Raw genomic sequence first — 13,093 nt, forward strand, 5'->3', positions numbered from 1 at the left:
TTAAGCCTGTTCCAACGAGGTTTCAACACGGGTGGCGGTGGCTGGGACTTTCCCTGCCGCGACCAGACGTTTGTGCTGCTCGGCTTCGATGCGCTCGATGACATCCACCGGCACCATGTAGCCCTGATCGTCACGGGCGGCATGAATGGTGAAATACACCACGGTGCCGACCAGACTGGCGATGGCCAGCCACCAGATGTGCCAGATCATCGCGAAACCGAACACGGTCAACAGCGCACCCATGACCACACCGGTCGCGGTGTTGTTGGGCATGTGGATCGGCGCGTACTTGGCCGGGGTCTGGTACGCGGTACCGTTTTCCTTGGCTTCGGTGAACGGGTCGATGACGTCGGCTTTCGGCAGCACGGCAAAGTTGTAGAACGGTGGAGGCGACGAGGTCGACCATTCCAGGGTATGGGCATTCCACGGATCACCGTGTTCGCACATGTTCTCTGGCTTCTTGCGGTCACGCACGCTGACGTACAACTGGATCAGCTGGCAGGCGATACCCACGGCGATCATCACCGCGCCGAACATGGCGACGTACAGGTACGGCACCCACTCAGGGTTGGTGGTGGCGTTCAGACGACGGGTCATGCCCATGAAGCCCAGTGCATAGAGCGGCATGAACGCGACGAAGAAGCCCGAGATCCAGAACCAGAATGCAGCCTTGCCCCAGCCCTCGTGCAGCTTGAAGCCGAACGCTTTCGGGAAGTAGAAGGCGAAGCCGGCGATGTAGCCGAATACAGCGCCGCCGATGATCACGTTATGGAAATGCGCGATCACGAACAGGCTGTTGTGCAGCACGAAGTCCGCACCCGGGATGGCCAGCAGTACGCCGGTCATGCCGCCGATGGCGAAGGTCACCATGAAGCCCAGGGTCCACAGCACGTGGCTGGTGAAACGCAGACGGCCCTGGTAGATGGTGAACAGCCAGTTGAACAGCTTCACACCCGTCGGGATAGAAATCAGCATCGTCGCCAGACCGAAGAAGGCGTTGACGCTGGCACCCGAACCCATGGTGAAGAAGTGGTGCAGCCAGACCATGAAACCCAGCACCGAGATCGCACCACTGGCGTAGATCATCGAGTGGTGGCCGAACAGCTTCTTGCCGGAGAACGTCGAGATGACTTCGGAGAAAATCCCGAACGCCGGCAGAATCAGGATGTACACCTCGGGGTGACCCCAGGCCCAGAACAGGTTGACGTACATCATCGGATTTCCACCCAGTTCATTGGTGAAAATGTGGAAATCCATGTAGCGGTCAAGCGTCAGCAAAGCCAGGGTAGCGGTCAGGATCGGGAACGAAGCGACGATCAGGACGTTGGCCCAGGTGCAGGTCCAGGTGAAGATCGGCATGTCCATCAGCTTCATGCCCGGGGTACGCATCTTCAGCACGGTGGCCAGGAAGTTGACCCCCGTTAGCGTTGTCCCAAGTCCCGATAGCTGTAGCGCCCAGATGTAGTAATCCATCCCCACGCCCGGACTGTATTGCAGTCCCGACAACGGTGGATAGGCAACCCAACCGGTCTTGGCAAACTCGCCAACGCCCAGGGACAGGTTGATCAGCACCACACCGGAAACCAGCAGCCAGAAGCTCAAGGAGTTCAGGAACGGATAGGCCACGTCACGCGCGCCGATCTGCAGCGGCACTGCAAGGTTCATCAGGCCGGTGAAGAATGGCATCGCCATGAAGATGATCATGATCACGCCGTGGGCGGTGAAGATCTGGTCATAGTGTTCAGGCGGCAGGTAGCCAGGCGAACCCTCGGTGGCCATGGCCAACTGGGTACGCATCATGATGGCGTCGGCAAAACCGCGCAGCAGCATGATCATGGCGACGATGATGTACATCACGCCAATCTTCTTGTGGTCGACCGACGTCAGCCACTCGGTCCACAGGTAGGTCCACTTCTTGAAGTAGGTAATCCCCGCGAACAACGCCAGACCACCGAGCGCGATCACGGCAAGGGTCACCATGACAATCGGCTCGTGGAACGGGATCGCTTCCCAACTTAATTTACCAAACATCGTTTACTCCTCTGCCCCGGCAGCTGAATGCGAACTCATGTCCATCCCTTCCATGTTGTGGGCCACATCCTTTTCGTTCTTCTCGTGGTGCATCGGCTTGCCCGGGTTCATCCCTTCATACTTGTCGATGATGGTCTGGAACAGGTTCGGCGTGACCGAAGAGTAGAGCTCGACTGGGTTGTTCTGGCTCGGTTTGGAAAGGGCTTCGTATTCAGCTTTTTCAAGCTGTTTAGGTGCCTTCTTCACATCGTTGACCCAGGCGTCGAATTCTTCCTGGGTCGTGGCGATTGCTTTGAACTTCATGCCGGTGAAACCTGCGCCGCTGTAGTTGGCGGAGATACCGTCGAGTTCGGCGTTCTGGTTGGCGATCAGGTGCAGCTTGGTCTGCATGCCCGCCATCGCGTAGATCTGGCCACCCAGGCCCGGGATGAAGAACGAGTTCATCACGGTGTCGGAGGTGACTTTGAAATTGATCGGCGTGTGGGCCGGGAACACGATCTTGTTGACCGTGGCGATGCCTTGTTCCGGATAGATGAACAGCCACTTCCAGTCCATCGAGACCACTTCAATGGTGATCGGCTTGACGTCGGAGTCCAGCGGACGATACGGGTCAAGGGCATGGGTGGACTTGTAGGTGATGTAACCCAGGGCAATGATGATCAGTACCGGAATAGTCCACACCGCCACTTCGATTTTGGTCGAGTGCGACCACTTGGGCGTGTACGTGGCACTGGTGTTGGACGCGCGGTATTTCCAGGCGAACAGGAAGGTCATGACGATAACCGGCACGACGACCAGCAACATCAACAGCGTAGCGGTGATGATCAGATTACGTTCATCCAGGCCGACCTGACCCTTGGGATCGAGCAAGGTCATGTTGCAGCCTCCCAGCAACAACGTGCCGAGCAAAGGCAACAAGCCTAGTAATCGGGGGTACCTGTTTTTACTCATCTCACGACCTCTAAAGCAGCTTGCGCAATGCAGTTGGGTTTTGATCGCCAACACTTCACCCTGCCAAGGGTTGGCATTTTTCTTGGATTGAATAAGGGCTGACCGTCGCAGCGTCAGACGCTGTTCGACACATCCCGGGCCAGCAGTGAGTTCTTATTCGAATTCGTAGGTCAAAGGCCTTGTTACAGCCCAATTCCATTTGGTGCGGGTAGTTGGAAGGCACCGACACCTGGGGTCGCATGGGGCGTTGAGCCCTTCGACCACCTCACGGACTCAAGCTTGAGCCGGGTCGGAAATTCGGTGCGGGCGATTGTAGTGAGCTGAGGCGCCGGAGACCATGTCTTATCCTGAAATAATTTTCATCAAATCGAGCAACAATCTTTCGCAGAATTCGAAACAAGCCGGCATCTTATCGAAATTCATTCTCAACAAGAACCCCAGAAAACGTAGGTCTACTACGCCCGATTTAGACAGCTTGCGCTGATTAAAGAGGCTTTTTACGCCCGTAGAGCCCCCGTCATTCGGGGGCTGAGCGGCAAGACGCCCGACTGTTAGAAATGCCTGCTCCGGGGGGAGCCAGTTAGCCGGATGGAGCCTGCAACGGCTGATTTTTCATTGCAGAACGAGGTGCTTATTCGCGCAGCAAGTGGCCGGATGACAGCAAATGTGTGACAACGTGTCGCACGCTGTCGCGACTCATTATTGTCTCGGATCAAGGCTGGCACGCAGTAAGACTGAAACGCAAAACGCCCCGGCTTCCTACAGAAAACCGGGGCGTCTGATTGAGGCGCTTTAGGGCAGTTGTTTGCGATTGCGCGACACCAGCAACGGCACCAGGATCGCCGTGAGGACGAACGCCACCAGTGCCCATTGTGCCAGGGACAAGCCCAGGATCGGCGGATACGGGGTGGAGCAAAAGCCGTCGACCTGGAAGCCCAACGGGAAGATCTTCGCCAGCGGGAGGTCATCGACAATCGGTTGCAGCACGTCGACGCCACAGCTGACCGCCGGGAAGAACTGGGTGTACACGTGATGCCCCGCTACCGCCGCGCCGGCCAGGGCGCTGAGCACCACCAGGCCTTCGAAAACCGTCAGGCTGCGACGGGTACGCATGGCCGCACCAATGAAGGCAAAAATGGCGATCAGTAACAGTGCATACCGCTGCAGGATGCACAGCGGGCACGGCGCCTCGCCGAGCGCCACCTGCATATACAGCGCACCGCCGATCAGCGCCAGACAGATCAGCCCCAACAGCACCAGATAGCGCCGTTCACGGCCTAAGCGCAGCATTTGCTCATTCATTGCGTTTCCCTTTGTATGCATTGGATCGACGCGCAGCCTGGAGAAACCCGGCGCACTGTCGGATGGCCAAAGTCTACACGCTGACCATGACAGAGAACGAGCGGCTGCCGCCCAAATTGAGGGGAATAAACAGGAGGGAGGTTAAGTACGGATTAATTTTGCTTGGAGAAGTCAGGCGGGATGGGGTGAACATGGCGCCGCTATCGCGAGCAGGCTCGCTCCCACAGTTGTCTTTGCGTTGATCACCCAATCGTGCCCGCCGCAAATCCATTGTGGGAGCGAGCCTGCTCGCGATGCAGACGAACCGGATCACCCCGGCTCGCCCCGCCGTTACTCCAGCGCCGCCGCCGGGCCGAAGAATTCGTAGCGGCTTTGCCCGTCCGGCACACCCAGTGCCTTGAGGTGGCGCTTGACGGCGGCCATGAAGCCCTTGGGCCCAAGGAAGTAGGCATCCAGGTCACGCTGCTGCGGCAACCATTGCGCCAGTTGTTCCTGGCTCAACAAGCCGACCTTGTCAGCCGCCGGGCTCAAGCCGTCATCTTCGTCATAGCAATAGAAGCGCTTGAGTTGTGGATGCCGCTGGGCCAGGTCATCGATCCAGTCACGGAACGCGTGCACGCCGCCGTTACGTGCGCAGTGGATAAAATGCACCGGCCGCTCGGTTTGCAGCGCCGCCTGCAACATCGCCAGGGTCGGCGTGATGCCGACGCCGCCGCTGATCAGCACCAGCGGTTTGTCGCTCTGGGTCAGGAAGAAGTCCCCTGACGGTGGAAACAACTGGATGCTGCTGCCAATCGGGAAATGATGGTGCAGGTGGTTGGACACGCGCCCGCCCGGCTCGCGCTTGACGCTGATGCGATACTGACCGTTGTCCGCCAGGGCCGACAGAGAATAATTGCGGCGCATCTCCTCGCCATCCAACACCAGCTTCATGCCGATGTACTGGCCTGGTTCCGCCACCAGGATCGCGCCTTTGTCCGCCGGTTCGAAGTAGAACGAAGTGATTTCCGAGCTCTCCTGCACCCTGGCTGCCAGGATGAACTCACGCTCGCCCCGCCAGCCGCCCGGCGCTGCGGCTTTCTGCTCGTACATGCCGGTTTCGGCACCGATCAGGATATCGGCCAACTGGTTATAGGCAGCGCCCCACGCGGCAATCACTTGCGGCGTGGCGATCTCTTCACCCAGCACCTCGGCGATCGCCCGCAACAGGCAGGCCCCCACAATGGGGTAATGTTCCGGCAGGATTTGCAGGGCGACGTGCTTGTTGACGATTTTGGCCACCAGGTCGCCCAACTGATCGAGCTGGTCAATGTGCCGGGCGTACATCAATACGCCGTTGGCCAGGGCACGGGGCTGATCACCGCTGGCCTGGTGAGCCTGGTTGAACAACGGGCGCACTTGCGGGTATTCGGACAGCATCATGCGATAAAAGTGAGTAATGAGCGCTTCACCACCGCTTTCAAGCAAGGGCACGGTGGAGCGGATGATGGCGCGTTCTTCTCGGCTGAGCATAAGGTGACTCCTGGCGTATTACGAAAAACTGATACCTATGCCTATCAGGTTTCATGCCATAAAATTTATTGAACATTTTCAATTGCTTACGAATTAAGTAGTCATAAAGACATATGGTATCTTATAGTCATTAAGACCATATGGAGTCATTATGACCGCAACCTCCCTGCTGACCTCACTGCTTCCGCTGGTGGCCGACCTCTCCCGCGAGTTGCCGGAAGGCGAGCGCTACCGACGCCTGCTTGGCGCGCTGCGAGCCCTGTTGCCCTGCGACGCCGCCGCGCTGTTACGCCTGGATGGGGACTGTCTGGTGCCGCTGGCGGTGGATGGCTTGAGTACCGATACCCTGGGCAGACGCTTCCGGATTAGCGAACACCCCCGCTTCCAGGCACTGCTGGCCAGCCCGCAGCCCACTCGCTTTGCCGCCGACAGTGACCTGCCCGACCCGTACGACGGATTGGTCGAAGGTCTGGCTGAGCACTTGGAGGTCCACGACTGCATGGGCTGCCCACTGTTCGTCGACGAGCAACCGTGGGGCCTGCTGACCCTCGATGCGCTGAACCCCGAACGCTTCGAGCCCATCGACCTGAGCGCCTTGCAGGCCTTTGCCAGCCTGGCCGCCGCCACCGTCAGCGCAGCCGAACGCATTGATCGGCTGGCCTTGAAAGCCGAAGACGAACATCGCCGCGCCGAGGTCTACCGCCAGGCCAGCGGCCAGCTACCTCGCGACATGGTCGGCCAGAGCAAGGCCCACAAGCGATTAGTGGAAGAAATCAACCTGGTGGGGGGCAGCGACCTGACGGTGCTGATCACTGGCGAAACCGGGGTTGGCAAGGAGCTGGTCGCCCAAGCCATACACGCGGCCTCCAAGCGCGCCGAGCAGCCGCTTATCAGCCTAAATTGCGCCGCACTGCCGGATACCCTGGTGGAAAGCGAACTCTTCGGCCATGTACGCGGCGCCTTCACAGGGGCCACGAACGACCGGCGCGGCAAATTCGAACTGGCCGATGGCGGCACGTTGTTCCTCGATGAAGTGGGCGAGTTGTCCTTGACCGTGCAGGCCAAGCTGCTGCGAGTGTTGCAGAGCGGCCAGTTGCAACGGCTGGGCTCGGACAAGGAACATCGGGTCGATGTACGCCTGATTGCGGCCACCAATCGCGATCTGGCCGAAGAAGTGCGCAACGGGCGATATCGGGCCGACTTCTATCATCGCCTGAGCGTGTACCCGTTGCTGGTGCCGGCACTACGGGATCGCGGGCGCGATGTGCTGCTGCTCAGCGGTTTTTTCCTGGAGCAGAACCGTTCGCGCATGGGCCTGGGCAGCCTGCGCCTGACCAGTGACGCCCAGGCCGCATTGCTGGCGTATGACTGGCCGGGGAACGTGCGTGAACTGGAGCACCTGATCGGCCGAAGCGCCTTGAAAGCCTTGGGCCGGTGTCCGGTGCGGCCAAAGATCCTCAGCCTCAGCGCCCAGGACCTGGACTTGCCCCGCAGCCCGGAAGAAAACCCGCCACCTTCATCCGCCAGCCCCGCACCTGCCCTGGAGGGCGTCACGGGGGACTTGCGTGAGGCCATGGACGACTTTCAACGCAAGCTGATCATCGCCAGCCTTGAACGGCATCAGCACAACTGGGCCAGCGCCGCCCGGGAACTGGGTCTGGATCGGGCGAACCTGGGGCGGATGGCCAAGCGGTTGGGACTCAAATAAAACCTTCTGTACCTCCGACGCCCCATGTGGCGAGGGCATTTATCGCCTGACCATAGCGTGTGCATTCCCAGGCCACTGAGCTGAAATCGATTGTCTGTGGGTTTCGCCCTAAAGCCAGCCCCCATCGGGTCGATAACCCAATATCAAAAGCTGTTTTGGCGTTCTTCACGCTCGCCCCACCTTTTTCCACAGAAGGTTTTTATGTCTTCCAACAAAGCCCGCGCAGACTCACTTTCGCTTCTGCTGTTTACCTTGCGCAGCGGCAAGCTGATGGCAATCAACCTGCTCAAAGTCAGCGAAATCATTCCCTGCCCGCCGTTGACCAAACTGCCGGAATCGCACCCGCACGTCAAAGGCATCGCCACCCTGCGCGGGGCCTCGTTGTCGGTAATCGACCTGAGCCGTGCCATCGGCGAACGGCCCCTGGAAGATCCGGATGGCGGCTGCCTGATCGTCACCGATGTGAGTCGATCCAAACAGGGTCTGCATGTGCAGGCGGTGAGCAAGATCGTGCATTGCCTGACCACCGACATCAAACCCCCGCCTTTCGGCTCAGGCGGCGTACGCGCCTTCATCACTGGCGTGACGTCGGTGGATGGCACGCTGGTGCAGGTGCTGGACATCGAAAAAGTCATCCACGGTATCGCCCCGGCGCAGATTGAAACGGCGCCCACCGAGCTGAGCATGGAAGACGCCGAAGTCCTGGGCAACGCGCGGATCCTGGTGGTCGATGACAGTCAGGTGGCGTTGCAACAATCGGTACACACCTTGCGCAACCTCGGTCTGCAATGCCACACCGCTCGCAGCGCCAAGGAAGCCATCGAATGCCTGCTGGACCTGCAAGGCACGGCACAGCAGATCAACCTGATCGTTTCCGACATCGAAATGTCGGAGATGGACGGCTACGCCCTTACCCGGACCCTGCGGGAAACGCCGGACTTCGCCCACCTCTATGTGTTGCTGCACACCTCGCTGGACAGCGCCATGAACAGCGAGAAGGCTCGGCTATCCGGGGCCAATGGCGTGCTCACCAAGTTCTCCTCACCGGAGCTGACCAAGTGCCTGATCACGGCCGCCAAGGCCGTTGCCGAGCAGGGCCACTGAGTCATGCCTGATGATCATTCCCACGCGTATAGGGGAATGATCATCCCGGCACCTCAGGCATACTCCTGTCCTGGCTTCCCAGAACAAGGATCTTGCTGATGAAAATCCACGCACTCATGTTTTTAGGCTTCACGGCCCTCGCCGCCCAGGCCCACGCCTCCAGCCCAGAAGCCTGGGCCACCCATGACAAAACCGTGCTTGCCAGTTGCATCAAGGCCAGCGGCTTGAAGAACGCCGAGCCTGTGGGCACTGCCGCGCAGTTCGATGACCGGGTGGGTTATACCGCGCTGTTGCTGCAAGGCCAGTATCCGCAGAAACACATGAAAGGCGCGACGGGCACCGAGCTGTGCCTTTACCGTAAGAAATCCAAGACCGCCTACGTGACCGAGTGGGACTCCATCCGCCCCGCCGACAACAGCCGGTGATGGCGCACAACTTGCTTCGCAACGGTTAATCGCGGCGTTTTTCTGTCGCCGCTTTCCAGCTTTTGACCGGGCGCTCAATGAACACAACGTTTTCCTGCGTAGGGTGTGGCAAATGCTGCACCGATCACCATGTCCCCCTGACCCTCGACGAGGCCCGGATGTGGGCTGACGACGGCGGCCAGGTGATTGTCCTGGTGGAAGCCTTCCTGCCCAACGGCCTCGGCCTGCCGGCGGCGCAACGCGAACACGCTGAGCGCCGTTCGGCGCGGGTCCACAGCGGCGCCACCGAGGCCTTGGTGGCAATCACCTTCGCCGCCTATAACGCCGGGCGCTGCCGCAATCTTGACGAAGAAAACCTGTGCCGTATCTACGAGCGCCGCCCCTTGGTGTGCCGTATCTATCCGATGGAAATCAACCCGCACATCCCGCTCAACATTGCCGTAAAGGAATGCCCGCCAGAGTCGTGGGAGACCGGACCGCAACTGATACTCGGCGGTGAACTGGTCGACAAGGAACTGGCGCAGTTGATCGAACGCTCACGTCAGGCCGATCGCGAGGAAATCCGGATCAAGGAGCGCATCTGCGCTTCGCTGGGCATCCTCACCACCGCGCTGAAGGGCGACGGTTTTACCGCGTACCTGCCGGACATGAGCGCGTTCGCCGCCGTCATTGATCAGGTCCGTTTGCAGCCACTGGAGCAAGCGGCCAGTGAATGGCAGTTCCATTTGTCCGGTGATGACGTGGCCTGCCAGGTCCTGGCCAGTGGAGCACGGGTCGCCACTGAGGCACCGGTCAACTACGCGTTTATTTCGCTGCGGGCAGCGTAAACACCCCAGGGATGAAATAGAAATCCCTTGTGGGAGCGAGCCTGCTCGCGATAGCGGTGGATCAGTTTGCAGTGATGGTGGATGTGCCGCCGTCATCGCGAGCAGGCTCGCTCCCACATCCAACATAGATGCTCCCCCATAGGTACTGCCCATAAGTACTCCATTCCTGCCACTGACTCGCCTCAATCGACGCTCCCCCTCTCGCCTAACCCACATCCAGAATGTTAGCGTGCTTGGTATTCCTTGCCTGATGAGCCCTCTGCGATGAAAAAAACCGTACTTGCCTTCAGCCGTGTCACACCCGAGATGGTCGAACGACTGCAACAGGATTTCGACGTGATCGTGCCAAACCCGTCGAACGGCGACATCAATGCACAGTTCAACGAAGCCTTGCCCCACGTGCACGGCCTGATCGGTGTCGGACGCAAGCTCGGCCGCGAACAACTGCAGAACGCCGCGAAGCTGCAAGTGGTGTCCAGCGTGTCAGTGGGTTACGACAACTATGACCTGGCCTACTTCAATGAGCGTGGAATCATGCTCACCAACACCCCTGACGTGCTCACCGAAAGCACCGCCGACCTGGCTTTCGCCCTGCTGATGAGCAGCGCCCGGCGCGTTGCTGAACTGGACGCCTGGACCAAGGCCGGCCAATGGCAGGCGACGGTCGGCCCGCAGCTGTTCGGCACTGACGTGCACGGCAAGACCCTGGGCATCGTCGGCATGGGCAACATCGGCGCCGCCATTGCCCGGCGTGGCCGGCTGGGGTTCAACATGCCGATTCTCTACAGCGGCAACAGCCGCAAGACCGAACTGGAAGATCAGTTGGGCGCACAATTTCGCGAGCTGGATCAGTTGCTGGCCGAAGCGGACTTTGTTTGCCTCGTGGTGCCATTGAGTGAGAAGACCCGCCACCTGATTGGCCAGCGCGAACTGGCCCTGATGAAACCGAGTGCCATTCTGGTCAATATTTCCCGCGGTCCGGTGGTGGATGAGCCGGCGCTGATCGAAGCCTTGCAGAACAACCGCATCCGCGGCGCCGGGCTGGACGTTTACGAGAAAGAACCGTTGGCCGAGTCGCCGCTGTTCCAGCTGAAAAACGCCGTAACCCTGCCCCATATCGGCTCGGCCACCCACGAAACCCGTGAAGCCATGGCCAATCTTGCCGTGGAAAACTTGCGCAGCGCTTTGCTGGGCGAGCGACCGAAGAACCTGGTCAACCCGCAAGTCTGGAAGTAAACCATCGGGCAGGCGCCGGGTTCGGGCCTGCCATCCCCTGGCTCAGCGTGCGCCCAGGGCGGCTTGCGTCGCCACGGGCCGGGGTTTGCGAAACACCAGCACGTTCCCCAACATCACCAGTACCAGCCCAAGCAGTGCCGGCGCCGTCCATTGGTAGCCCTCGACCAACGCCGAGACGTTCAACGCCACCACCGGAAACAGCACCGTGCAATACGCCGCCCGCTCCGGGCCCATGCGCCCCACGAGCGTCAGGTAGGCGGTGAAGCCGATCACTGAACCTGGGATCACCAGGTACAACAGCGAGCCGACATAGCGCGCGTTCCATTCCATATCGAACGGGATGCCTTTGAAGAGGCACCACACCGCCAGCATCGCCGCCCCATAAGCCATGCCCCAGGCGTTGGTGGTCAACGGTTTGAGACCGGCCTTCTGCTGCAAACTCGAGAGCATGTTGCCCGCCGAAAAGCACAAGGTTCCCAGCAACGCCAAGGCCAACCCGAGCAGCGTTTGCGGGCTCGCGCTATGACCCGCCAGCTCCGGCCAGAACAGCAGCGCCAGCCCCAGCAACCCCAAGGCGCCGCCGAGCATGACGTTGCGGGCGATCCTTTGACCGAAGAACACGCGGGCATTGAGGGCATTCCAGAGCGTGGCAGTAGAGAACACCACCGCGACCAACCCACTGGGAATCCATTGGCTGGCAGTGAGGAAACACATGAAGTTGATGCAGAACAGGCACAGGCCCTGGGCCACGCAAATCAAATGACCGCGCCGGTTCATTGCTTGCAGACGTCGGCTGAGCAAGAGCATCACAAACAGAATCAGCGCCGCCAGGCCGAAGCGATAGACAATCGACACGGGGATGGCGACCACGCCCAACTGCAATTTCAGCGCAATCCAGGTAGTGCCCCAGATGAGCACGGTAAGCAGATACAACGAGAGGTTCATGACGGCAACTCCTGACAATGACCGCCAGTGTTGCGCCGCCCACCACCAGGCGCTTGCGTAAACTTGCGGTTTTGTCGGTTTGCAGGCTGGCATGAGCCGATCGACGGAGTAGGATGCAAGGCGTTGGAGAGACCCGATCATGCCCACACTGCAAACCCTGCAAGTCTTTCAAGCCCTCAACAGTTCGCCCAATGCTCGCCTTGAGCACAGTGCCGAGCTTGGAGATGGCATGGCGGCCGCTTTGTGGAGCAACCATCACGACGCCCAAGACTACGAGGCGCCGACTCACCACACGCTGTCGTGCTACATCGCCGGTGGTACCGGCACGTTTCGCCGCGAACGCCCCGACACCACCGGGGCACCCGGCAAACTCTGCGTCCTGCCGGCCGGGCACGAATCGGCCTGGGTCATCAATGGCGACATTCGCCTCGCCCACCTGTACTTCAGCCCTGAGCAATTCGCCCTCGGTTGCGTCACGCTACTGGATCGCGAGCCGCGGCAAGTGCAACTGCGCGAAGCCACCTTTCTCGACGACCCGCAACAGGCACAGCGCTTTCGCCAGTTGATCGCCCTGAACTGGGATGAGCCCGGTGAACGCCTTCTGACCACCAGCCTGGCCCATGACTTGCTCAACCATCTGCTATTGAGTCAGGTCGGCCAGCGCCAGGGGCTTCGCCTCAAGGGCGGACTGGCCGCTCACCAGCGGCGAATGCTGGTGGACTACATCGACAGCCATCTGGCCGACGCCATCAGCCTCGGCCAACTGGCGGCGCTGTGTGCGCTGTCCGAATACCACTTTGCCCGGATGTTCCGCGAAAGCTTCGGCCTGCCGCCCCATCAATACGTACTGGCACGACGTCTGGCCCACGCGCGGCACTGGCTGCGCAGCACGTCAAAACCGCTGGGTGAGGTCGCGTTGGCCTGCGGGTTCGCCAGCGCCAGCCATTTTACGAATCGTTTCCGGCAGGCCCTCGGCGCGACACCCGGCGAGTATCGACAGGCGTTTTTGCGCTAGGCATCAGCGTGCCCCGGTCAAATGAAACAAGCAGGTA

At 60.2% G+C, this 13,093-nt stretch carries 11 protein-coding genes; 6 read left to right on the top strand and 5 right to left on the bottom strand.

All coding sequences use genetic code 11. The annotated features are described in order from the left end of the window. From cyoB to hmpA, 4 genes are all read right to left on the bottom strand, one after another. Entirely contained in the window at positions 1–2,031 is a 2,031-nt protein-coding gene (gene cyoB, locus MKS85_RS04770) for a cytochrome o ubiquinol oxidase subunit I (protein WP_188250946.1), read from the bottom strand. A gap of 3 nt (positions 2,032–2,034) precedes the next feature. Continuing rightward, a complete protein-coding gene (gene cyoA, locus MKS85_RS04775) occupies positions 2,035–2,982 on the bottom strand; it encodes a ubiquinol oxidase subunit II (RefSeq protein ID WP_188250947.1) in 948 nt (315 codons plus the stop codon). Positions 2,983–3,774: 792 nt separating this feature from the next. Further along, positions 3,775–4,284 (bottom strand): disulfide bond formation protein B, encoded by a 510-nt coding sequence (locus tag MKS85_RS04785; RefSeq protein WP_047228601.1) that lies wholly within the window; start codon positions 4,282–4,284, stop codon positions 3,775–3,777. A 330-nt stretch (positions 4,285–4,614) separates the two neighbouring features. Beyond that, positions 4,615–5,796 (bottom strand): NO-inducible flavohemoprotein, encoded by a 1,182-nt coding sequence (gene hmpA / locus MKS85_RS04790; protein WP_076383593.1) that lies wholly within the window; start codon positions 5,794–5,796, stop codon positions 4,615–4,617. Positions 5,797–5,947: 151 nt separating this feature from the next. On the opposite strand from hmpA, the gene norR reads away from it, so the two are divergent. The 5 genes from norR (at position 5,948) to MKS85_RS04815 (ending at position 11,096) form a co-directional block, all read left to right on the top strand. Continuing rightward, the gene (norR, locus tag MKS85_RS04795) at positions 5,948–7,504 is read left to right on the top strand and encodes a nitric oxide reductase transcriptional regulator NorR (protein WP_188250949.1); all 1,557 of its coding nucleotides are present in this window, start codon (positions 5,948–5,950) and stop codon (positions 7,502–7,504) included. Between the two features lie 201 nt (positions 7,505–7,705). Further along, on the top strand, positions 7,706–8,608 hold the full coding sequence (locus tag MKS85_RS04800) for a chemotaxis protein CheV (RefSeq protein ID WP_047228604.1): 903 nt from the start codon (positions 7,706–7,708) through the stop codon (positions 8,606–8,608). 98 nt (positions 8,609–8,706) lie between these two features. After that, entirely contained in the window at positions 8,707–9,033 is a 327-nt protein-coding gene (locus tag MKS85_RS04805; RefSeq protein ID WP_076383591.1) for a hypothetical protein, read from the top strand. Between the two features lie 77 nt (positions 9,034–9,110). Beyond that, positions 9,111–9,860, top strand: a complete 750-nt coding sequence (locus MKS85_RS04810; RefSeq protein WP_188250950.1) for a YkgJ family cysteine cluster protein — start codon at positions 9,111–9,113, stop codon at positions 9,858–9,860. A gap of 264 nt (positions 9,861–10,124) precedes the next feature. Next, the gene (locus tag MKS85_RS04815) at positions 10,125–11,096 is read left to right on the top strand and encodes a D-glycerate dehydrogenase (RefSeq protein ID WP_188250951.1); all 972 of its coding nucleotides are present in this window, start codon (positions 10,125–10,127) and stop codon (positions 11,094–11,096) included. 42 nt (positions 11,097–11,138) lie between these two features. Here MKS85_RS04815 and MKS85_RS04820 read toward each other — a convergent pair whose 3' ends face one another. Further along, a complete protein-coding gene (locus MKS85_RS04820) occupies positions 11,139–12,041 on the bottom strand; it encodes a DMT family transporter (RefSeq protein ID WP_047228608.1) in 903 nt (300 codons plus the stop codon). 139 nt (positions 12,042–12,180) lie between these two features. Here MKS85_RS04820 and MKS85_RS04825 point away from each other — a divergent pair, with 139 nt between their 5' ends. Further along, positions 12,181–13,056, top strand: coding sequence for a helix-turn-helix domain-containing protein (locus MKS85_RS04825; RefSeq protein ID WP_173406571.1), 876 nt, complete (start codon positions 12,181–12,183; stop codon positions 13,054–13,056). The last annotated feature ends 37 nt before the right edge of the window (positions 13,057–13,093 follow it).

It is taken from the genome of Pseudomonas sp. JL2 (assembly GCF_031570495.1).
GTDB lineage: Bacteria > Pseudomonadota > Gammaproteobacteria > Pseudomonadales > Pseudomonadaceae > Aquipseudomonas > Aquipseudomonas rhizophila.